Origin of the sequence: Psychrobacter sp. FME5, assembly GCF_014861375.1 — a bacterium.
Classification (GTDB): Bacteria; Pseudomonadota; Gammaproteobacteria; order Pseudomonadales; family Moraxellaceae; genus Psychrobacter.
The window spans coordinates 44,705-63,692 of the sequence record NZ_RRYX01000004.1 but is presented as its reverse complement, the minus strand read 5'-3'; the positions used below and the strand labels follow the sequence as shown (position 1 = coordinate 63,692).

General features: G+C 42.9%; 33 protein-coding genes. 2 read left to right on the top strand and 31 right to left on the bottom strand.

Annotation, left to right across the window (positions count from 1 at the left end):
• Nucleotides 1-261: 261 nt before the first annotated feature.
• The 5 genes from acpP to EI161_RS01460 all read right to left on the bottom strand — a co-directional run bounded on the left by acpP (nt 262) and on the right by EI161_RS01460 (nt 4,075).
• Nucleotides 262-498 (bottom strand): acyl carrier protein, encoded by a 237-nt coding sequence (gene acpP / locus EI161_RS01480; RefSeq protein WP_025652201.1) that lies wholly within the window; start codon nt 496-498, stop codon nt 262-264.
• Nucleotides 499-766: 268 nt separating this feature from the next.
• Nucleotides 767-1,495, bottom strand: a complete 729-nt coding sequence (fabG, locus tag EI161_RS01475; protein WP_192523675.1) for a 3-oxoacyl-ACP reductase FabG — start codon at nt 1,493-1,495, stop codon at nt 767-769.
• The gene (gene fabD, locus EI161_RS01470; protein WP_192528821.1) at nt 1,492-2,460 is read right to left on the bottom strand and encodes an ACP S-malonyltransferase; all 969 of its coding nucleotides are present in this window, start codon (nt 2,458-2,460) and stop codon (nt 1,492-1,494) included. Before fabD ends, fabG begins: the two co-directional genes overlap by 4 nt.
• Before the next feature lie 508 nt (nt 2,461-2,968).
• A complete protein-coding gene (rpmF, locus tag EI161_RS01465; RefSeq protein WP_010196743.1) occupies nt 2,969-3,151 on the bottom strand; it encodes a 50S ribosomal protein L32 in 183 nt (60 codons plus the stop codon).
• 330 nt (nt 3,152-3,481) lie between these two features.
• Nucleotides 3,482-4,075 carry a YceD family protein gene (locus EI161_RS01460; protein ID WP_192528820.1) on the bottom strand — a complete coding sequence of 198 codons (594 nt, stop codon included), beginning with the start codon at nt 4,073-4,075 and terminating at the stop codon, nt 3,482-3,484.
• A 194-nt stretch (nt 4,076-4,269) separates the two neighbouring features.
• On the opposite strand from EI161_RS01460, the gene EI161_RS01455 reads away from it, so the two are divergent.
• Complete coding sequence (locus EI161_RS01455; RefSeq protein ID WP_192523671.1) at nt 4,270-4,986, top strand: elongation factor P hydroxylase; 717 nt, start codon at nt 4,270-4,272, stop codon at nt 4,984-4,986.
• Nucleotides 4,987-5,132: 146 nt separating this feature from the next.
• A complete protein-coding gene (locus EI161_RS01450) occupies nt 5,133-5,753 on the top strand; it encodes an L-threonylcarbamoyladenylate synthase (RefSeq protein WP_192528819.1) in 621 nt (206 codons plus the stop codon).
• Nucleotides 5,754-5,830: 77 nt separating this feature from the next.
• Here the strand turns inward: EI161_RS01450 and rplQ are convergent, their stop codons facing one another.
• The 26 genes from rplQ to rplD form a co-directional block, all read right to left on the bottom strand.
• The gene (rplQ, locus tag EI161_RS01445; protein ID WP_010196736.1) at nt 5,831-6,190 is read right to left on the bottom strand and encodes a 50S ribosomal protein L17; all 360 of its coding nucleotides are present in this window, start codon (nt 6,188-6,190) and stop codon (nt 5,831-5,833) included.
• Nucleotides 6,191-6,209: 19 nt separating this feature from the next.
• Nucleotides 6,210-7,217: a DNA-directed RNA polymerase subunit alpha gene (locus EI161_RS01440; RefSeq protein ID WP_087040762.1), complete on the bottom strand. Its 1,008-nt coding sequence runs from the start codon at nt 7,215-7,217 to the stop codon at nt 6,210-6,212.
• Between the two features lie 80 nt (nt 7,218-7,297).
• The gene (rpsD, locus tag EI161_RS01435; protein WP_192523476.1) at nt 7,298-7,939 is read right to left on the bottom strand and encodes a 30S ribosomal protein S4; all 642 of its coding nucleotides are present in this window, start codon (nt 7,937-7,939) and stop codon (nt 7,298-7,300) included.
• Between the two features lie 48 nt (nt 7,940-7,987).
• Nucleotides 7,988-8,377, bottom strand: coding sequence for a 30S ribosomal protein S11 (gene rpsK / locus EI161_RS01430; protein WP_058368279.1), 390 nt, complete (start codon nt 8,375-8,377; stop codon nt 7,988-7,990).
• A 20-nt stretch (nt 8,378-8,397) separates the two neighbouring features.
• The gene (gene rpsM / locus EI161_RS01425) at nt 8,398-8,754 is read right to left on the bottom strand and encodes a 30S ribosomal protein S13 (RefSeq protein ID WP_021813384.1); all 357 of its coding nucleotides are present in this window, start codon (nt 8,752-8,754) and stop codon (nt 8,398-8,400) included.
• 254 nt (nt 8,755-9,008) lie between these two features.
• Nucleotides 9,009-9,125, bottom strand: coding sequence for a 50S ribosomal protein L36 (rpmJ, locus tag EI161_RS01420; RefSeq protein ID WP_010196721.1), 117 nt, complete (start codon nt 9,123-9,125; stop codon nt 9,009-9,011).
• A gap of 32 nt (nt 9,126-9,157) precedes the next feature.
• A complete protein-coding gene (gene secY / locus EI161_RS01415) occupies nt 9,158-10,489 on the bottom strand; it encodes a preprotein translocase subunit SecY (protein WP_192523479.1) in 1,332 nt (443 codons plus the stop codon).
• A gap of 19 nt (nt 10,490-10,508) precedes the next feature.
• Nucleotides 10,509-10,949 carry a 50S ribosomal protein L15 gene (gene rplO / locus EI161_RS01410; protein WP_192523475.1) on the bottom strand — a complete coding sequence of 147 codons (441 nt, stop codon included), beginning with the start codon at nt 10,947-10,949 and terminating at the stop codon, nt 10,509-10,511.
• Nucleotides 10,949-11,128, bottom strand: a complete 180-nt coding sequence (rpmD, locus tag EI161_RS01405; RefSeq protein WP_010196714.1) for a 50S ribosomal protein L30 — start codon at nt 11,126-11,128, stop codon at nt 10,949-10,951. Before rpmD ends, rplO begins: the two co-directional genes overlap by 1 nt.
• Nucleotides 11,129-11,148: 20 nt before the next feature.
• Nucleotides 11,149-11,664, bottom strand: coding sequence for a 30S ribosomal protein S5 (rpsE, locus tag EI161_RS01400; RefSeq protein WP_192523474.1), 516 nt, complete (start codon nt 11,662-11,664; stop codon nt 11,149-11,151).
• Nucleotides 11,665-11,666: 2 nt separating this feature from the next.
• Nucleotides 11,667-12,017, bottom strand: a complete 351-nt coding sequence (gene rplR / locus EI161_RS01395) for a 50S ribosomal protein L18 (protein ID WP_192523473.1) — start codon at nt 12,015-12,017, stop codon at nt 11,667-11,669.
• Nucleotides 12,018-12,028: 11 nt separating this feature from the next.
• Nucleotides 12,029-12,562, bottom strand: coding sequence for a 50S ribosomal protein L6 (rplF, locus tag EI161_RS01390; protein WP_192523472.1), 534 nt, complete (start codon nt 12,560-12,562; stop codon nt 12,029-12,031).
• 226 nt (nt 12,563-12,788) lie between these two features.
• On the bottom strand, nt 12,789-13,187 hold the full coding sequence (gene rpsH / locus EI161_RS01385) for a 30S ribosomal protein S8 (protein WP_192523471.1): 399 nt from the start codon (nt 13,185-13,187) through the stop codon (nt 12,789-12,791).
• An 11-nt stretch (nt 13,188-13,198) separates the two neighbouring features.
• Entirely contained in the window at nt 13,199-13,504 is a 306-nt protein-coding gene (gene rpsN / locus EI161_RS01380; RefSeq protein WP_010196705.1) for a 30S ribosomal protein S14, read from the bottom strand.
• 12 nt (nt 13,505-13,516) lie between these two features.
• On the bottom strand, nt 13,517-14,053 hold the full coding sequence (gene rplE, locus EI161_RS01375; protein WP_192523470.1) for a 50S ribosomal protein L5: 537 nt from the start codon (nt 14,051-14,053) through the stop codon (nt 13,517-13,519).
• 21 nt (nt 14,054-14,074) lie between these two features.
• Complete coding sequence (gene rplX / locus EI161_RS01370) at nt 14,075-14,392, bottom strand: 50S ribosomal protein L24 (RefSeq protein WP_192523469.1); 318 nt, start codon at nt 14,390-14,392, stop codon at nt 14,075-14,077.
• Nucleotides 14,393-14,400: 8 nt separating this feature from the next.
• The gene (rplN, locus tag EI161_RS01365) at nt 14,401-14,769 is read right to left on the bottom strand and encodes a 50S ribosomal protein L14 (RefSeq protein ID WP_010196702.1); all 369 of its coding nucleotides are present in this window, start codon (nt 14,767-14,769) and stop codon (nt 14,401-14,403) included.
• Between the two features lie 182 nt (nt 14,770-14,951).
• Nucleotides 14,952-15,224 carry a 30S ribosomal protein S17 gene (gene rpsQ, locus EI161_RS01360; RefSeq protein ID WP_010196699.1) on the bottom strand — a complete coding sequence of 91 codons (273 nt, stop codon included), beginning with the start codon at nt 15,222-15,224 and terminating at the stop codon, nt 14,952-14,954.
• On the bottom strand, nt 15,221-15,418 hold the full coding sequence (gene rpmC / locus EI161_RS01355) for a 50S ribosomal protein L29 (protein WP_110923946.1): 198 nt from the start codon (nt 15,416-15,418) through the stop codon (nt 15,221-15,223). The genes rpsQ and rpmC overlap by 4 nt, the downstream gene beginning before the upstream one ends.
• Nucleotides 15,418-15,831, bottom strand: coding sequence for a 50S ribosomal protein L16 (gene rplP, locus EI161_RS01350; RefSeq protein WP_192523468.1), 414 nt, complete (start codon nt 15,829-15,831; stop codon nt 15,418-15,420). The genes rpmC and rplP overlap by 1 nt, the downstream gene beginning before the upstream one ends.
• A 3-nt stretch (nt 15,832-15,834) precedes the next feature.
• Complete coding sequence (rpsC, locus tag EI161_RS01345) at nt 15,835-16,563, bottom strand: 30S ribosomal protein S3 (protein WP_192523467.1); 729 nt, start codon at nt 16,561-16,563, stop codon at nt 15,835-15,837.
• 3 nt (nt 16,564-16,566) lie between these two features.
• The gene (rplV, locus tag EI161_RS01340) at nt 16,567-16,896 is read right to left on the bottom strand and encodes a 50S ribosomal protein L22 (RefSeq protein ID WP_192523466.1); all 330 of its coding nucleotides are present in this window, start codon (nt 16,894-16,896) and stop codon (nt 16,567-16,569) included.
• Nucleotides 16,897-16,906: 10 nt separating this feature from the next.
• Nucleotides 16,907-17,182, bottom strand: a complete 276-nt coding sequence (gene rpsS / locus EI161_RS01335; protein WP_192523465.1) for a 30S ribosomal protein S19 — start codon at nt 17,180-17,182, stop codon at nt 16,907-16,909.
• Nucleotides 17,183-17,194: 12 nt separating this feature from the next.
• A complete protein-coding gene (gene rplB / locus EI161_RS01330) occupies nt 17,195-18,025 on the bottom strand; it encodes a 50S ribosomal protein L2 (protein WP_192523464.1) in 831 nt (276 codons plus the stop codon).
• Nucleotides 18,026-18,036: 11 nt separating this feature from the next.
• Nucleotides 18,037-18,387 carry a 50S ribosomal protein L23 gene (gene rplW / locus EI161_RS01325; RefSeq protein WP_192523463.1) on the bottom strand — a complete coding sequence of 117 codons (351 nt, stop codon included), beginning with the start codon at nt 18,385-18,387 and terminating at the stop codon, nt 18,037-18,039.
• Nucleotides 18,384-18,986: a 50S ribosomal protein L4 gene (gene rplD, locus EI161_RS01320; RefSeq protein WP_192523462.1), complete on the bottom strand. Its 603-nt coding sequence runs from the start codon at nt 18,984-18,986 to the stop codon at nt 18,384-18,386. Before rplD ends, rplW begins: the two co-directional genes overlap by 4 nt.
• Between the last annotated feature and the right edge of the window lie 2 nt (nt 18,987-18,988).

Genomic DNA, 18,988 nt, shown 5'->3' with positions numbered 1-18,988 from the left:
TTATCGATCATTGTTATACAATGGTAATTGTCTTTATTTACCGTACTTACCATCGTTGTTTTTACTGACCATTATTAGTATAAACAAAGGCAGATAAGGTAGATAGTAATAGTATGTTGAGTAATGTTGACTTGGCGTAGCTTCTGTTAACGCAATTATTAATCGTATAAATATACGTTAACCTGGTTAAAAATAGGTATAAAAAAACCGCCTATCTACTAAGATAAGCGGTTATATCGAACCTGTCGAGCAAGTTGCTAGTTATAGCTGCGCTTGTACATAGTCGATTGCTTTTTGAACCGTGGTCAGCTCTGCTGAATCTTCATCAGGAATAGTGATGCCAAAATCGCTCTCGAATGACATTACCAATTCAACTAGGTCTAATGAATCAGCGCCTAAGTCTTCCATAAATGAAGCGTCGTTGTTGATGTCTTCAACATTCATACCTAATTGCTCAGCTACTGCAGCTTTAACTCTTAGCTCGGTATCATTACTCATGTAGATTTCTCCTTTTTGATCTATTATTTTACGAATTACCATAACCCTGTCATTAGACGCTATGGCATAGTATATAAAATGGGATTTTCAGATTAGCATGCCGTTTGAGTGCTTCATAACCAGTCATACGTTTTGACTAATGTCTAGTAAAGCCTCGCTATCATACAGGGCTTTGACATAAAAGTGTCCGTCATTATAGCACCCTTTATTATAGTTTACACTCGTTCACACAGTTTTTTATTATAAGTATGTAACGCTGATTTGTTACTTACATATACATGCCACCATTGACTGGAATAACGGCACCAGTGATGTAACTGGCTTCATCGCTGGCTAAAAAATGTACGGCTGCGGCAATGTCTTCTGGTTGACCAAGGCGGCTGATTGGTACGGCATCTAACATAGAATTTAGGAGGCGCTCATCGAGCTCATCTGTCATATCAGTCTCAATCAAGCCTGGCGCTACACAGTTAATGGTCACTTGTCGTGAGCCAATTTCACGGGCCAAAGTGCGACTGAACCCTTCTATACCTGCTTTGGTCGCCGCATAGTTAGATTGACCTGCATTGCCCATTTGAGCAACCACAGAGGTGATGCTAATGATGCGACCGCGGCGCGCTTTCATCATACCGCGTACAGCGCGCTTACTCATGCGATAAACCGACGTCAAATTGGTATCAATGACATTATCCCAATCGTCATCTTTCATGCGCATTAGTAGGCCGTCTTGGGTGATACCAGCATTATTGACCAATACTTGCACCGCCCCGTAGACACTCTCAATCTCTTCGAACAACTTATCAATCTGTGCGGTATCACGTACATCTAAAACGCGCCCGATACCCCCGCTATCGTGGAGATAGTCTTCGATAAGTTCAGCACCTTTTTCAGTGGTCGCTGTGCCAATGACAAAATGTCCTTCTTTAGCAAAACGTTTGGCGACGGCTTTACCGATGCCACGGCTAGCACCGCTCACTAATGTAATCGTACGGCTCATGATAACACCTCTATTAACTTATCAAGACGGGCAGGCTTATCAGTAGGATAGCTAGTAATTGGCTGTGCTTGACGCTTTGCCAAATTGCTTAATACATTACCACTGCCACATTCGATTAAAATATTAACTTGTTTGTCAGCCAGCTCTTGCATGGTTTTTGACCATAATACTGGCTCACTTAATTGCTCGGTCAACGCCTGTTTGATACCTACCGCACTGGTCTCAACACGCGCATGGCGATTTTGAATCACAGGAATGGTCGCTTGATCGAACTGAATCTCAGCCAGTATCTCAGCCAATGCATCGCTAGCAGGCGCCATAAGCGCACAGTGTGACGGTACACTTACCTTGAGTGGAATAGACTTTTTACCTGTATTTTGGACTTTATCAATGACCGCATTCACCCCAGCCGCATTACCGGATATGACCACTTGTCCTGGGCTATTAAAGTTGGCGGCACCCACCACTGCATCATCCACGTGTTCAGCCGCTTGCTCACAGAGGTTTTCAACCCGCTGATCTTCAAGTCCTAGTACTGCAGCCATAGCGGTATCCACGCCCACAACGGCTTCTTGCATCAACTGACCGCGCTTATGTACCAAGGTGACGGCATCAGCAAGCGATATCACCCCAGCCGCACACAGGGCGCTATACTCACCCAAAGAATGACCAGCCAAATAACAAGGCGTATTATCTATTTTTTGTTTTAAAACACGCCAAATTGCAATGCTCGCCGTCAGTAATGCAGGCTGAGTATATTTTGTTTGATTGAGTTTCTCTTCGTCCTGACAGATTGCCCATAAGTCTTCACCAAGTGCCGCGCTGGCTTCAGTAAAAGTATCGCGAATCTCTGGATAAATTTCGGCAAGCTCGCTAGTCATCCCGACTACTTGAGAGCCTTGTCCAGGAAAAATTACTGCAATACGTGTAGGCTGTTTTTTTGCCATATCGGGTGCAGAGGCCATAACCAATATTCCTTATTTAATTGGAAATATCCCTAAAATAATGGGGTTTATTATATTGTTAGATACAATAGTTGTTAAATACGATGAGTATTAAGTGCAATTAATGCTAGATAATAGGTAAAACCGTGACTTTGATTATTCATCTAAAGAAATAGATTATCTATAGAAACGGACGGTCAGTAAACTATACACTGACACACAGCATTATCATAGCGCCTGAAACTTAAACACCTATAGTAAAACGCTATTCGCGTTAAAGCGATGCATAAATCAAGAAGTCATATCGCCTCACTTTTATAGCGACTAAAAACGAGCGTTAAAAGTGATGGCAATATCTACCATAAAAGCCAATAACAAAAAGCCAAGTTATCCAGCCACATAATATATGATAGCGAAATAACTTGGCTTTTTTTAACTCAAAGCTTACCGTCTAATAACAGCGATGCAAAAATAACGATAGTCACTAGTACTATCATTATTTTACATTAGCCATTATCTAGCCAGTAACTTAAGCGTCTTGACTGACCTTGAATAACTGGCGGCCACGGTAGAAACCATCTTTAGTCATATGATGACGACGATGTTTTTCACCAGTGGTAGCATCTACGCTTAGCTCAGCCACTTCCATACGATGGTGTGAACGGCGCATGTCACGACGAGAACGGCTTTTACGACTTTTTTGAACAGCCATGATATAGCTCCTATACTTAAAAGGGATAAGCTTAAAATTCAGCTTTCATCGATACTGACAGAGGCTATAAATCACAACAACCTAAGTCTTAAGCATCATTAGTTAAATAGATTGCCACCTACATAAAGTACTGACCATGTCTAAAACCTATAAAGATTTGCTCAGTCAGCTTCTATCAGCAAGTAACTTGTTGCTAGAATGCAATAAATCGGACATTATACGCATGTTTCATGCATTAATAAAGCCCTGCCTTCACTCTTCTGCACAAAGCTGATAAAAGACACTATAAATATACTCCATAGCGTGTCTATTACGCTGTAGCTTGTTATATTATAGCTTGCCTTTGAGTGAGGCTAAAGCGGCAAAAGGATTTTCGCTTTCTTCTTCTTCTGGAATCTCGCCAAATTGCTCAACACTCATTTCACAATCATCGTGCTTCGGCGCCATTGGCGTTTTGAGCAATATCTCGTCCTCTACCAATTTTTTAAATGGCAATAAGCTTTCTGGTGATGACTCAGTAATAATTTCATCGAGTAATAAGTAATCTTGTTCATCATCGATTAAGCGCGCTTGGCTATCATCCTCTAACAGCGCAATATCATAATCGTCAGACAAGTCGACTGCCACTGGTTGCAAACAGCGTTGACAAGTTAACCAAACATCACCCGTCAATGTAAACGCTAAGTGCAACACATTGTTGCGGCGATACAAATCAGCATTGAGCGATATTTTTTCTTGCTCATGTTCTGTGGTCAATATAGCAGCGAGACGTTGAAAAGAGCGCGGCTCTACCTCTCCTACCCATTGATAACCAGTGTCTGCCCATTTATCTAAAGAAATAGACTCAGGCATGCTGGTAGAGATAGGCGCTATTTTATTATCAACATCGAGTGCTGACGGTTTATTTTCTGGAGTGCTTGACATGCGCGGCCTCATTCATCAAAACGGTGTATAATATTGCCTGCCATACTAACGGAAAGCGCCGAGCGGTACTAGCGCGAGTATGTTACTATTTTTGGCGCTTATTTGTTACTATATTTTGTGCTTATATTTTATCATTTACTTATATCTATACAGCACATCAGTCACTTATCTTTTAATGGGTCAATATTTTAATTATGATATCGCCTGCTGTTAATCCTGATTTTTCCAACTTATTGTCTGCCATTGATGCAGAGGTGTTACTCAAACATCTACAGGAATTAGAAAATAACAGAATAAAAAACCCTGATGATAGACTAATGGTTGAAAAAAGTGAGCCGTTGGAGCAGCTATCGATACAATGGCAAAGATTTTTTACTTCTCAAACCAAAAATATCTTGGTTGATGACAGCGAACAAGCAATAACCGACTGGCTCATAAAGCTGTTTAATACACTGTTCGCCAATCAACAAGTCATACTAGTACGCGGTGATAGCGAGCCAGAATATTTTCCTGCTAACAATAACCAACCAGCACGTATTGAGTTTGCTCATGGATTTTTCCAAAGTGCCTTACATGAAATTAGTCATTGGTGTATTGCCGGTGAGCGCCGTAGACAGTTGGCTGACTTTGGCTACTGGTATGCAGCAGACGGCCGATCAGAGGCTCAACAGCAGGCTTTTGAGCGCGTTGAGATTAAGCCGCAAGCACTAGAATGTTTATTCACTCTGGCATGCAGGCGACCTTTTCAGGTCTCACAAGACAATTTATTTGCTGATTTTGATACCAGCAGCAGCACCTTTGCTCATGATGTTTATTTGCAAGTTGCAGAATATATTGCTAAGCCGTGTACTTTACCACGGGATGCGAAGACTTTATTGACAACCCTGCTCAGGATTTGCTCTACTCGTTAAGTAATCTGGCGATAAAGTATCAATCAAACGTTATTATCATTTTCTATTAACCTTTTTCTACGGATCGTAACGCCTTGCTACTAAACTTATATTTGCTTTACGCTATACTAATGAATAAACCAATAATTATAAAGTAAGGATCTATTATGCAAGTATTCTACATTCATCCAGACAACCCGCAGCCACGTCTTATCGAGCAAGCAGCGGATCTATTACGCAAAGATCAGTTGATTATCTATCCTACCGATACCAGCTATGCTTTTGGTTGCCGTTTAGGGGCAAAAGACGCGCTAGAAAAACTCAAACAAATTCGTGAGCTTGATGACAAACACCAGTTCACCTTACTATGCCGTGATCTAAGTGAGATTGCCAGCTACGCCACCGTGGACAATGTGCAGTTCAAACAGATAAAAGCGCATACGCCAGCACCTATTACTTTTATTTTAAATGCCACCAAAGATGTGCCTAAGAAGTTGGCTCACGCAAAGAAAAAGACGATTGGCATTCGAGTACCAAGCAACCCTATCGCTCAGGCACTGTTAGAGGCCATGGATGAACCTATCCTAACCAGCTCATTGATATTGCCGAACTGCGATGACATCCTTGATGACCCGTTTGAAATTGAAGATTTATTAACCAATCAAATAGATGGATTAATCAACGCTGGAATTAAGACCACCAAACTGACCACTATTGTAGATATGACCAGCAGCCAACCTGAAATTATTAGGCAGGGTGCTGCGGATGTCGAATCGTTATTATTGTAATTGACCAAAAGCATTACGCATAAAAAAAGCTCCAATTAATTGGAGCTTTTTTTATAAATTATATCATCAATATAAAATTAGTCGCGATCAACCAATTCTACATAAGCCATTGGCGCATTGTCACCATCACGATGACCGCATTTTACGATACGCAAATAACCACCTGGACGCGTTTGGTAACGAGGACCTAACGTGCCAAACAATTTGCCTACCATAGCTTTGCTACGCATACGGCTGAATGCTAAACGACGATTAGCAACGCTGTCTTCTTTAGCCATAGTGATCAACGGCTCGGCAACGCGACGTAATTCTTTAGCTTTTGGTAAAGTTGTTTTGATCAGTTCATGCTCAAATAATGAGTTGGTCATGTTCTGAAACATTGCCTTACGATGACTGCCGGTACGACCCAGCTTGACTCCACTCTTACGATGGCGCATAGTCAAAAATCCTTAAAGTTTAACGGCTACGATAAGAAAAGCGATCATCAACACGTAAATCAGCTGGCGGCCAGTTATCTAGGCGCATACCGAGCTCTAAATCTTTAGACGCTAATACGTCTTTGATTTCCGTTAATGATTTCTTACCAAGATTTGGGGTTTTTAGTAGTTCAGTCTCTGAACGCTGTACCAAATCACCGATATAGTAAATGTTTTCAGCTTTCAAGCAGTTGGCTGAGCGAACCGTTAGTTCAAGATCGTCCACAGGGCGTAATAGCACCGGGTCAACCTCTTCTTTTTCTTTCACAGGCTCAGGCGCTTCTTCAGCTTCTAGGTCAACAAAGATAGAAATCTGTTGTTGTAATATAGTGGCTGCTTTACGAATTGCTTCTTCTGGATCTATAGTGCCATTAGTTTCAAGCTCAACGATAAGACGATCAAGGTCAGTACGCTGCTCTACACGAGCGTTCTCAACTTGATAAGCAACACGAAGCACAGGACTAAAACTTGCATCAAGCTTTAAGCGTCCAATTGCTTTGGTATCACCATCTTCACGGCGCTGGTTTGCTGGCTCATATCCACGACCCATTACTACACGCAAACGCATCTTAAGATGACCACGGTCGCTCAATGTACCCAATACCAATTCTGGATTGATAATATCCACATTGTGCGGTAACGCGATGTCTGCAGCAGTAATAGTGCCTGGACCTTGTTTATCCAAGGTCAAAAATACTTCATTTTGGTCATGAAGCGTGATTGCTAAGCCTTTTAGATTCAAAAGCAAATCAAGCACATCTTCTTGCAATCCCTCAAGCGTTGAGTATTCATGGTCAACACCATCAATCTCAGCTTCAATGACTGCAGCACCAGGTAATGAAGATAACAAGATGCGACGTAAGGCATTACCAAGGGTATGCCCAAAGCCGCGTTCTAACGGTTCGAGCGTGACTTTCGCAATCGTTTCATTAACCGTATCCACATTAATGGCGTTCGGCGTTAGAAACTCAGTTGCATTTAGCATCATGATGTCACCTCGATTTATTAAACTGGTTTAATTAACGTTGATTGCTCAATGCCACTTCCATGGCATCGAGCAGTACGTCATTACTTAGAGTATAGCTCAACGATCAAGCTTTCGTTGATTTCAGCAGGTAGATCAATACGATCAGGCGCTTGTTTGAACGTGCCTTGTAGTTTGCTGTGATCAACATCTAGCCATTCTGGAATACCACGTTGTGACGCTAGTTCAATAGCGTTTTTAATACGTAGTTGTTCGCGAGACTTCTCTTGGATAGCGATGACATCACCATCTTGCAACTGGATTGATGGAATGTTCACACGAACAAACTCGTCACGGCCAGCTTTTTTTACCATAACGGTACGATGACTAACCAACTGGCGTGCTTCAGCACGAGTTGAGCCAAAGCCCATACGATATACTACGTTATCAAGACGACTCTCAAGCATTGCTAATAGGTTCTCACCAGTAGCACCGCGCTTACGAGCAGCTTCTTTGTAGTAGTTGGCAAATTGACGCTCTAATACACCATAGATACGCTTAACTTTTTGTTTTTCACGTAACTGTAGAGAGTACTCTGAGCTTTTATTACGACTGACACCATGTTGACCAGGTGGACGAGCCGCTTTTTTCGTTTTTACGTCGTATGGTTTAACACCAGACTTAAGGCCTAAGTCTGTACCTTCACGACGTGATAATTTGAGTTTTGGTCCAATATAGCGGGCCATTGTTATGTCTCCTATAAGCTTTTGGGATAAAAAGCTTCGTCTTTAATATTAGACGCGGCGCTTTTTCGGCGCACGGCAACCATTGTGTGGGATTGGGGTTACATCAGAGATGCTGTTAACTTTATAACCCAATGCACCTAGTGCTCTTACCGCAGACTCACGACCCGGTCCTGGTCCTTTGACCAAAACATCGATATTCTTAACACCATACTCTTGAGCCGCTTTACCAGCGACTTCAGCTGCAACCTGAGCTGCAAATGGTGTAGATTTACGTGAACCACGGAAGCCTTGTCCACCTGAAGTGGCCCAAGCCAGTGCATTACCTTGACGATCGGTAATCGTAACAATGGTGTTATTAAAAGACGCATGGATATGGGCAACGCCCTCCGATACTGAACGACGAGTCACTTTCTTGCGACTACGAGTGTCTTTAGCCATCTTTTAGCTTCCTAAGTTAATTATCTTTTGAGAGGGCGTGTCGGACCCTTACGAGTACGAGCGTTGTTCTTGGTGTTCTGACCTCTAACTGGTAGGTTACGACGATGGCGGATGCCACGGTAACAACCAAGATCAACCAAACGCTTAATATTCATTGATACTTCACGACGAAGGTCACCCTCAGTCATGTAATTTGCAACTTGTGCACGGATAGCATCTAACTGTGTGTCATCTAACTGACTAACTTTAGTAGTAGGGGCAATGCCAACTGCTTCTAAGATTTTCTGAGCAGTGGTACGACCTACACCAAAGATGTAAGTTAGTGAAATAACAGCATGCTTATTATCCGGAATGTTTACGCCGGCAATACGAGCCATTGATTTCTCTCCATTAAAGAAAAATAAGCGTTATCTATCGATAAAGCATTATTCTTCAGATTTGTTGCTGTCAATACTAAAGCTTTTATAATTAAAATCTCTGCTTTGACTTGGTAGCAAGCCTATTCGTTGACGCTATTATAAAATATTTTGTATAAACTACGGCAAGTGGCGGATGATATCGCATCCGCCGTCATTTTTCAAGTGTTAAATTAGATAGCAGTAAAAACCTTAAGATTTTTTGATACTAAATATTAACCTTGACGTTGCTTGTGGCGAGGTTCTGCAGTACAAATAATATGTACACGGCCTTTACGGCGCACAACTTTACAGCTACCACAAATCTTTTTAACTGATGCTTGAACTTTCATAGCATGCTCCTTTGAGATATCGTACCGCTCATTTAAGGTTGAGTGGGCGATTGAATTAACGTCTGATCATGATATTGATGGGTCATCAAATGCGCTTGAATTTGCGAGATGAAGTCCATCACCACAACCACCATAATCAGTAACGACGTACCACCAAGTTGAAACGGTACACCAAACGATGACTGGACGACCATTGGCATTAAACAAATAACCGTCATATACATCGCGCCAATAAAGGTCAGTCGGTTTAATACATGATCGAGGTAACGCTGAGTTTGTTGTCCGGGGCGGATACCTGGGATATACGCACCACTACGTTTAAGGTTCTCAGCTACTTCGCGCGGACTAAATACCAATGCCGTATAAAAGTAACAGAAGAAAATAATCATTGCGCCAAACAGTACTAAATATAGCGGTTGCCCTGGTGACAGTACCAACGCCATATTTTGTAAGATTTTCTGTGTAAAGGTAGGATCAGTTGATTGACCAACCCACTGCCCTAAACTTGCTGGAAACAACAATAACGAGCTGGCAAAAATGGCTGGGATAACCCCTGCCATGTTCAGCTTCAACGGCAGATGTGACTGCTGCTGAGCATATATTTTGCGACCTTGTTGTTGCTTTTGCGCATAGTTTACGGGGACTCGGCGCTGAGCACGTTCAATATAAACAATGCCTGCGGTAACCGCGATACCTAGTAGCACAAAAATAAACAATACAATCAAGTTCATCTGACCTTGATTGACCTGCTCGATAGACTGCGAAATCATACCTGGCGTACCAGCCACAATGCTTGCAAAAATAAGCATTGAGATACCATTACCGACGCCACGTTCTGTAATTTGCTCACCAAGCCACATTAAGAACATTGCGCCTGCTACTAATGAAGTAACAGCTGGAATATAAAAGGTCAGACCAGAAGATAAGGTAAGGTTTTGACTGATAAGACCAGCACACATCCCTAATGACTGCACTAGCGCTAAACCAAGTGTCCCTTGACGGGTATATTTATTTAGCTTACGTCGTCCCGCTTCGCCCTCTTTTTTGAGTGCTTCAAGCGATGGTAATACCGCAGACATCATCTGTACGATAATGGATGCTGATATATATGGCATGATGCCAAGCGCCATGATGGACATACGCTCTAGTGCACCACCCGAAAACATGTTAAACATGCTTAGAATGGTGTTTTCGTTGCGCGAAAACAGATCAGCCAAGTTAACCGGATTTATACCCGGTACTGGAATATGTGACCCTAAACGATAAACAATCAATGCGCCGATTAAAAATAATAAACGCGTCCATAATTCATCGTATTTACGGATGAATGCAAATGGATTGAGCGGTATACCAGTCGATGACATTGATTGTTTTGACACGTTACTACTCCTCGATGCTACCACCAGCAGCTTCGATTGCTTGCTTGGCACCTTTAGTCACTTTGATACCTTTAAAGGTATAAGCTTTAGTAACTTCGCCAGATAGCATAACACGCGCACGCTTCATATCATGACGGATAAGATTAGCAGCTTTAAGTGTTTCAATGCTAACCACGTCGCCTTCAATTTTATTCAGTTCAGACAAACGGACTTCAGCAGTCTTCATCGCCATTTTACTGGTAAAACCAAATTTTGGTAGACGACGATATAAAGGCATTTGACCGCCTTCAAATCCTGAGCGAACGCTAGAACCTGAACGAGATTTCTGACCTTTTACACCACGACCACCAGTCTTACCAAGACCTGAACCGATACCACGACCACGACGTTGGGCAGTTTTCTTTGCGCCAACACCTGGTGATAATTCATTTAATCTAAGTCCCATTACGCTTCCTCCACTTTTACCATGTAGTTGACGCGATTGACCATACCACGGGTTGAAGGAGTATCTTCTACTTCAACAGTATGATTAATACGGCGTAAACCCAATCCTTTCAAGCTCGCTTTGTGGCTCTTTAGGCGATGGGCACCTGATTTAAATTGAGTGACTTTCATTTTTTTCATCGTAACTCACCTAGTTTAAGTTAACCCAAGATTTCGTCTACAGATTTACCACGTTTCGCTGCCATCTTCTCTGGAGTTGACATATCACGTAAACCGTTAAACGTTGCACGAACAACGTTAGCAGTATTGGTAGAACCATAACATTTAGTCAAAACATCTTTGACACCAGCAACTTCTAATACCGCACGCATTGCGCCACCGGCGATTACGCCAGTACCTTCAGATGCAGGCTGCATAAGAACTTTACTAGCACCATGACGTGCTTTGATCGGATGATACAAAGTTGCATCATTTAGCTCAACAGTAATCATATTACGTTTGGCAGCTTCTAGTGCTTTTTGGATAGCAGCTGGCACTTCACGCGCTTTACCACGACCAAAACCAACACGACCATTGCCATCGCCCACTACGGTCAACGCAGTGAAAGAGAAGATACGACCACCTTTAACAACTTTTGCAACGCGATCAACGGTAACTAAGCGTTCTACTAGACCGTCAGTCTGTTCATTTTTATCATTTTTATCATTTCTAGCCATGATTAAAACTCCAATCCGTTTTCGCGAGCAGCTTCAGCTAAAGCTTTCACTCGACCATGATATTTAAAACCACTACGGTCAAAGGCAACTTTTGTAATACCAGCTGCTTTTGCGCGTTCTGCGATCAATTGGCCCACAGACGTCGCTGCATCAGCGTTACCAGTCGCGCCTGAGCGCAAGCTGCTGTCTAAGGTAGATGCCTGAGCAATCACTTCACCACCGTTCGGAGAGATAATCTGGGCATAGATGTGTTTCGGTGTGCGGTTAACCGTTAGACGATTAGCGCCTAAAACACGGATGTGTGCACGGGTTTTCTTAGCTCGACGTAGACGAGCTGCTTTTTTATCAAACATTTCAACTCACCTTATTTTTTCTTGGCTTCTTTGCGAATCACATGCTCGTCACTATAACGAATACCTTTACCTTTATAAGGCTCAGGTGGGCGGAAACCACGGATATTAGCCGCTGCTTGACCAAGCTGCTGTTTATTGTTTGATTTCAAAACAATTTCAGTTTGCGTTGGGGTTTCAGCTGATACACCTTCAGGTAGCGTATATTCTACTGGATGTGAGTAACCAACGTTCAACGTTACTTTATTACCAGTAGCTTGAGCGCGATAACCAACACCAATTAACTGAAGACGTTTTTCAAAGCCTTCACTCACGCCGATAACATAATTGTTAAGCAGGGCGCGCATGGTGCCAGTGTGCATCATGGCATCTTTTGAATCGACTGTAGGTGAGAAAACGATTGCATCATCTTCCTGTTTCAGCTCGACCAATTCATGCAGGCGTAAAGACATATTGCCATTCTTGCCTTTAACTTCGACCTGCCGATCGTTCAAAGTAACGCTTACGCCGTTTGGCAGCGTCACTGGGGCTTTAGCCACACGAGACATAGGAGTATTCCTTAAAAAATTAACTTGCTTTTATTAGCGAAAAAACTAACAGGCTAAAAAGCCTGCTAGTTTAGCATAATTGTCCCCAATAAACACCATCCAATCTAATCAATCTCAGGTGTTCAGCTTTCTTTGAACTGACTATAAATCATAATAGATTTAATTAAGCTCAAAGGGGTTCAAATAGACTTTATCGTCTCATTACCTAACGCAATAACTGCGGATATTAGGCAACGAATGCGACGATTTCACCACCGATACCAGCAGCGCGTGCAGCACGATCACTCATGATGCCTTGACTGGTTGATACAATAGCAACACCCATACCTTGCTTAACAGTAGGGATAGCGTCTTTACCGCGATGCTGGCGTAAACCAGGACGGCTAAAACGTTGGATCGTTTCGATGACAGCTTTGCCTTCGAAGTATTTTAGTTCGATAGATAAGGTTGCTTTGTTGTTGTCTTCTTCAGTCACAACAGCGCTAGCCACATAACCTTCACTAACCAATAAGTCAGCGATTGATTTACGTAGTTTAGAGCTCGGCATTGCTACCGATACTTTGTTAGCCATTTGTGCGTTACGAATACGGGTTAGCATATCCCCAACGGTATCTTGCATACTCATATAGTTACTCCTTACCAGCTTGCTTTACGAACACCAGGCACATCGCCTTGCATGACACGCTCACGCAGCATATTGCGTGATAAGCCAAACTTGCGGAAGTAACCGTGAGGACGACCTGTGATAGCACAACGATTGCGCAGACGTACTGGCGATGAGTTGCGTGGTAGGGCTTGTAGCTCTAGCATCGCTTCCATACGTGTTTCGTCACTTGCAGTCATATCACTGATAGTTTCTTTTAGCTTGATACGCTTTTCAGCATATTTAGCAACCATTTTTTCGCGTTTTAATTCGCGGTTAATCATGCTCTTCTTTGCCATAACGTCTTTACCTTATTTAAATGGGAAGCCGAATGCTTTAAGCAACGCACGACCTTCTTCATCAGTACCAGCTGACGTGGTGATCGTCACATCCATACCGCGGATACGATCAATCTTGTCAAAATCTACTTCTGGGAATACAATTTGTTCTTTGATACCCAATGAGTAGTTACCACGTCCGTCAAAGGCTTTAGGTGAAAAACCGCGGAAATCACGAATACGAGGAATTGCAATGGCAATGAGACGATCTAAAAATTCGTACATTTGCTCACCGCGTAGCGTTACTTTACAGCCAATTGGCCATTCTTCACGAATCTTAAAGCCAGCAACTGATTTACGCGCTTTGGTGACGACAGGTTTTTGACCAGCAATTGCAGTCATATCAGCCACTGCACCTTCAAGCAATTTCTTGTCTTGAGACGCACCGCCTACACCCATATTAAGTGTGACTTTAGTGATTTTAGGCACTTGCATCACATTCGCCAAACCAAGCTCTTCTTTGATTTGCTGCTTTAGTTCATCGTTATATAAAGATTTTAATCTTGCCATTACCATTACACCCTTAGTGTCTTACGCAGTCGCCACTACTTCACCGTTCGAACGATAGACGCGTTGTTTGTTGCCGTCTTCGCCGAATTGATAAGTAATACGGTCTGCTTTTTGGGTTTGCGCATTTAAGATTGCGACATTTGAGATATGCAGAAAAGCTTCTTGCTTAATAATGCCACCTTCAACGCCAGTCGCCTGATTTGGCTTCTGATGTTTAGTAACAATGTTAATGCCTTCTACTTTAATACGATCGTTTTTTACAGCTTGCACAGTACCTTGTTTGCCTTTATCTTTACCAGCAATCACGATAACTGTATCGCCTTTACGTAATTTTGACATGGATTACCTCACAATACTTCTGGTGCTAGTGATACAATTTTCATAAACTGATCACCACGTAGTTCACGAGTTACCGGTCCAAAAATACGAGTTGCAATCGGTGCTTTGTTTTGGTTCAACAATACCGCAGCATTGTCATCAAAACGTAATACCGAACCATCAGGGCGACGAACGCCTTTTTTGGTACGTACAACTACTGCATTCATCACGTCGCCTTTTTTAACACGACCACGCGGAATGGCTTCTTTAACCGTTACTTTAATAATGTCGCCAACTGATGCATAACGACGATGAGAACCACCCAGTACTTTAATGCACTGAACTCGCCTTGCACCGCTATTATCTGCAACTTCCAGCATTGACTCAACCTGAATCATAGCGTTACTCCACACGTATGAGCAATAAAAACCAGTTGCTGCCGCTAGCACAGTATGAGTAGACGGCATTTTAATATAAATAACCGCACCTAACTCTTAATGTGAGTGATATACGCTCGGCGCAATCAGCATCCTTAAAAAGGCGGCTATTTTAACAGCTTCTGGCTTTTAATGCAATTTACTTAGATTTTTTCTACTTTTTCAACCACATCAACCAAAGTCCAAGACTTGGTTTTTGAGATTGGACGCGTTTCTTTGATGCGGACAAGGTCGCCTTGTTGGCAAACATTATTCTCATCATGAGCTTTGATTTTTGTAGAACGACGAAGCTGCTTGCCATACAAAGGATGACGAACCAGACGCTCAATCAAAACTGTGATGGACTTGTCCATCTTGTCGCTGACAACTCGTCCTGTCAATACGCTAGCATTAGCTGTTTGATTGTTATCGCTCATGAGTCGCCTCGTTGTTTCTCGTTAATCAAAGTCTGAAGCTGAGCAATCGTACGACGATTGCCACGTACTTCATGGGTATTACCCAACTGACCAGTTGCTTTAGCCATACGAATACGGAAAGCATCAAGTTGCTTTTCATCAAGTAACTGAGTCAGTTCTTCTAATGATTTATCACGTAATTCACTGATCTTCATTACATTATCGTCCGCTTAACAATGGTAGTTTTAAAGGGCAGTTTTGCTGCAGCAAGCGTTAAGGCTTCGCGAGCAAGCTCTTCTGAGACCCCTTCGATTTCATATAGCACTTTACCAGGTTTGACTTCGCATACCCAATATTCTACAGGACCCTTACCTTTACCCATACGTACTTCGAGTGGTTTATTAGTAATTGGTTTGTCTGGGAATACACGAATCCAAATCTTACCGCCACGCTTAATTTTACGAGTGATGGTACGACGTGCTGCTTCAATTTGACGGGCAGTCATACGACCACGAGTCAACGATTTTAGACCAATTTGTCCGAATGCAACGGTGCTTCCACGATGAGCTAGCCCAGTGTTACGACCCTTGTGCATTTTACGAAACTTGGTACGTTTTGGCTGTAACATAGTTTAACCTCTGTCTGAGTTTCGACGGTTTCCGTTTCCACGACCACGGCGTTTTGGCGCACGAGGCTTATCTTCCTTCACGGGATTATAAACACTGTTCATACCGTCAAGGATTTCGCCACGGAAAATCCAAACTTTTACACCGATAGTGCCGTAAGTTGTCTCTGCACGTATTGACGCATAGTCAATATCAGCGCGGAGTGTATGCAATGGCACACGACCTTCACGGTACCATTCAGTACGAGCAATCTCAGCACCGCCAAGACGGCCAGACAGCTCAACTTTGATACCTTTAGCACCAGAACGCATGCTGTTCTGTACCGCGCGCTTCATCGCACGACGGAACATAACACGACGCTCAAGCTGGCTACCGATACCGTCTGCTACTAAACGTGCATCAAGATCCGGTGATGTAATTTCTTCAATGTTGACCTGAGCAGGTACGCCCATAATTTTGGTCAATTCTTTTTGAAGTCTTTCGATATCTTCGCCTTTTTTACCGATAACAATACCAGGACGCGCAGTGGCGATGGTAATCTTAGCAGCACCAGTAGGACGCTCGATCATGATGTTGCTGATCATAGCTTTATCTAGTTTTTTGCGTAGATACTCACGAACTTGAATGTCGTTGATGAGGTATTCTGAGTATTGTTTAGGGTTAGCATACCAGTTTGCGTTATGCTTTTTGACAACACCAAGACGAATTCCGATTGGATGTACTTTTTGTCCCATAACTTATTCTCCTACCTTTATAGTGATGTGACAAGTACGCTTGCTGATACGATCAGCGCGACCTTTGGCACGTGGTAGGATACGTTTTAGCGTAATGCCTTCATCAACGTAGATGGTTGATACTTTAAGGGTATCAATATCTAAACCGTCGTTATGCTCGGCATTGGCGATGGCTGAGTTAAGGCATTTCTTAACAAATACAGCGCCTTTTTTATTACTATACGTTAGGATATCCAAAGCACGCTCAATAGATTTGCCACGAACTTCATCAGCGACGAGTCTAACTTTTTGTGCCGAAATGGCGGCACCGCGTAATTTTGCAGTTACTTCCATGGTAAGCACCTTATCTCTTAGCTTTTCTGTCAATGCCATGACCACGATACGTACGAGTCGGGGCAAATTCACCTAGTTTATGACCAACCATCTGCTCACTTACGATAACCGGTACATGAGTACGGCCGTTGTGAACAGACAAAGTTAGGCCAACCATTTGGGGCAGAATCATCGAGCGGCGCGACCAAGTTTTAATGGGCTTGCGTGAGTTGGTGTCTAATGCATTCTCAACTTTGGCAAACAAATGCGCGTCTATGAATGGACCTTTTTTCAATGAACGAGGCATGAAATTCTTCCTTTATTTCTTCTTGGCGCGACGGCGACGGATAATCATACTGTCAGTACGCTTATTATGACGCGTTTTAAGTCCTTTAGACTTCTGACCCCAAGGGCTGGTTGGATGGCGACCTTTGTTACGACCTTCACCACCACCATGTGGGTGATCAATCGGGTTCATAGCGACACCACGAACAGAAGGACGAATACCGCGCCAACGTGAAGCACCGGCTTTACCAAGTGATTTCAAGTTGTTTTCAGTATTAGATACTTCACCAATAACAGCTCGGCAATTTACGTGTACGCGGCGAGTTTCGCCAGAGCGCAAACGTAGAATAGCATAAATACCTTCACGACCTAACAACTGAACACTAGCACCCGCAGAACGAGCCATCTGTGCACCTTTACCGATTTTAAGTTCGATATTGTGAATCACAGTACCCAGTGGGATGTTTTTAAGCGGTAAACAGTTACCTGGACGGATTGGTGAGGTTTCACCTGACATTACGGTATCGCCAACTGCTTGCTTTTTAGCAGCAATGATATAGCGACGCTCGCCGTCAGCGTACTTAAGTAAAGCAATATGAGCGGTACGGTTAGGATCGTATTCGATACGCTCTACCGTTGCTGGGATATTGTCTTTAGTACGTTTGAAATCGATGATACGATAATGATGCTTATGACCACCACCAACATGACGGGTAGTTATGCGACCATTATTATTACGACCACCTGACTTACTTTTTGATTCGAGAAGCGCTGCATAAGGACGACCTTTGTAAAGGTGTGGATGCACCACTTTTTCAACAAAACGACGGCCTGGTGATGTTGGCTTTGCTTTTACGATAGGCATGAGTGTAATCCTTATTCGTTGTTCGCTGTTTCACTAGTAGAATCCGTAGTGTTCACTACGTCTTCACCAGCATCAGCCATTTGTACATCTTGACCAGCTTTTAAGGTAACATAGGCTTTCTTATAGTCGTTACGACGGCCGATGCTTTTACCAAAACGCTTTGTCTTACCTTTAACATTCAAAGTGTTCACTTTAATGACTTCAACACCTTCAAACATCAACTCAACTGCTTTTTTGACTTCAAGCTTAGTAGCATTAGAATCAATTTTAAATACCTGCACACCAAGTGAGTCGCCAAGCATTTGAGATTTTTCTGAGAATACAGGTCCTCTTAAGACCTGATAAAGTCTTGCGTTATTCATGCTAGTGCTTCCTCAAATTGTTTCGCAGCTTCAACTGACATGATCACTTTATCATATGCGATCAAACTCACTGGATCCACTTCGTTTGTACCAAGTACATTGACGTGTGGAATGTTGCGAGCGGCTAAGTATAAGTTTTCGTCAACTTCTTTGGTGACGATTAGTGCACGAGGTGCATTAAGCTCATTTAGCTTTGCAATCAGCTCTTTAGTCTTTGGTCCAGAAACGCTCAACTCTTCAACCAAAACCAAACGCTCTTGGCGAATCAATTCGGCGAGGATACACTGCATTGCACCGCGATACATCTTGCGGTTAACTTTCTGTGACCAATCCTGTGGTTTTGCAGCGAATGCACGACCACCAGAACGCCAGATTGGGCTACGAATAGAGCCTGCACGAGCGCGACCAGTACCTTTTTGGCGCCATGGCTTGATGCCACCGCCAGAAACTTCGGCACGGGTTTTTTGCGCACGTGTACCTTGGCGAGCACCAGCAAGATATGCGGTGACGACTTGATGCACTAATGCTTCGTTGAATTCACGACCGAAAGCCGTATCAGAAAGCTCAACCGCCGCACCTGTAACTGTTTTTAAATCCACGT

Coding starts and splice junctions, on each gene's coding strand:
- acpP (WP_025652201.1), bottom strand. CDS start 498: ATGAGTAATGATACCGAGCTAAGAGTTAAAGCTGCAGTAGCTGAGCAA.
- fabG (WP_192523675.1), bottom strand. CDS start 1,495: ATGAGCCGTACGATTACATTAGTGAGCGGTGCTAGCCGTGGCATCGGT.
- fabD (WP_192528821.1), bottom strand. CDS start 2,460: ATGGCCTCTGCACCCGATATGGCAAAAAAACAGCCTACACGTATTGCA.
- rpmF (WP_010196743.1), bottom strand. CDS start 3,151: ATGGCTGTTCAAAAAAGTCGTAAAAGCCGTTCTCGTCGTGACATGCGC.
- EI161_RS01460 (WP_192528820.1), bottom strand. CDS start 4,075: ATGTCAAGCACTCCAGAAAATAAACCGTCAGCACTCGATGTTGATAAT.
- EI161_RS01455 (WP_192523671.1), top strand. CDS start 4,270: ATGATATCGCCTGCTGTTAATCCTGATTTTTCCAACTTATTGTCTGCC.
- EI161_RS01450 (WP_192528819.1), top strand. CDS start 5,133: ATGCAAGTATTCTACATTCATCCAGACAACCCGCAGCCACGTCTTATC.
- rplQ (WP_010196736.1), bottom strand. CDS start 6,190: ATGCGCCATCGTAAGAGTGGAGTCAAGCTGGGTCGTACCGGCAGTCAT.
- EI161_RS01440 (WP_087040762.1), bottom strand. CDS start 7,217: ATGATGCTAAATGCAACTGAGTTTCTAACGCCGAACGCCATTAATGTG.
- rpsD (WP_192523476.1), bottom strand. CDS start 7,939: ATGGCCCGCTATATTGGACCAAAACTCAAATTATCACGTCGTGAAGGT.
- rpsK (WP_058368279.1), bottom strand. CDS start 8,377: ATGGCTAAAGACACTCGTAGTCGCAAGAAAGTGACTCGTCGTTCAGTA.
- rpsM (WP_021813384.1), bottom strand. CDS start 8,754: ATGGCTCGTATTGCCGGCGTAAACATTCCGGATAATAAGCATGCTGTT.
- rpmJ (WP_010196721.1), bottom strand. CDS start 9,125: ATGAAAGTTCAAGCATCAGTTAAAAAGATTTGTGGTAGCTGTAAAGTT.
- secY (WP_192523479.1), bottom strand. CDS start 10,489: ATGTCATCGACTGGTATACCGCTCAATCCATTTGCATTCATCCGTAAA.
- rplO (WP_192523475.1), bottom strand. CDS start 10,949: ATGGGACTTAGATTAAATGAATTATCACCAGGTGTTGGCGCAAAGAAA.
- rpmD (WP_010196714.1), bottom strand. CDS start 11,128: ATGAAAAAAATGAAAGTCACTCAATTTAAATCAGGTGCCCATCGCCTA.
- rpsE (WP_192523474.1), bottom strand. CDS start 11,664: ATGGCTAGAAATGATAAAAATGATAAAAATGAACAGACTGACGGTCTA.
- rplR (WP_192523473.1), bottom strand. CDS start 12,017: ATGTTTGATAAAAAAGCAGCTCGTCTACGTCGAGCTAAGAAAACCCGT.
- rplF (WP_192523472.1), bottom strand. CDS start 12,562: ATGTCTCGTGTGGCTAAAGCCCCAGTGACGCTGCCAAACGGCGTAAGC.
- rpsH (WP_192523471.1), bottom strand. CDS start 13,187: ATGAGTATGCAAGATACCGTTGGGGATATGCTAACCCGTATTCGTAAC.
- rpsN (WP_010196705.1), bottom strand. CDS start 13,504: ATGGCAAAGAAGAGCATGATTAACCGCGAATTAAAACGCGAAAAAATG.
- rplE (WP_192523470.1), bottom strand. CDS start 14,053: ATGGCAAGATTAAAATCTTTATATAACGATGAACTAAAGCAGCAAATC.
- rplX (WP_192523469.1), bottom strand. CDS start 14,392: ATGTCAAAATTACGTAAAGGCGATACAGTTATCGTGATTGCTGGTAAA.
- rplN (WP_010196702.1), bottom strand. CDS start 14,769: ATGATTCAGGTTGAGTCAATGCTGGAAGTTGCAGATAATAGCGGTGCA.
- rpsQ (WP_010196699.1), bottom strand. CDS start 15,224: ATGAGCGATAACAATCAAACAGCTAATGCTAGCGTATTGACAGGACGA.
- rpmC (WP_110923946.1), bottom strand. CDS start 15,418: ATGAAGATCAGTGAATTACGTGATAAATCATTAGAAGAACTGACTCAG.
- rplP (WP_192523468.1), bottom strand. CDS start 15,831: ATGTTACAGCCAAAACGTACCAAGTTTCGTAAAATGCACAAGGGTCGT.
- rpsC (WP_192523467.1), bottom strand. CDS start 16,563: ATGGGACAAAAAGTACATCCAATCGGAATTCGTCTTGGTGTTGTCAAA.
- rplV (WP_192523466.1), bottom strand. CDS start 16,896: ATGGAAGTAACTGCAAAATTACGCGGTGCCGCCATTTCGGCACAAAAA.
- rpsS (WP_192523465.1), bottom strand. CDS start 17,182: ATGCCTCGTTCATTGAAAAAAGGTCCATTCATAGACGCGCATTTGTTT.
- rplB (WP_192523464.1), bottom strand. CDS start 18,025: ATGCCTATCGTAAAAGCAAAGCCAACATCACCAGGCCGTCGTTTTGTT.
- rplW (WP_192523463.1), bottom strand. CDS start 18,387: ATGAATAACGCAAGACTTTATCAGGTCTTAAGAGGACCTGTATTCTCA.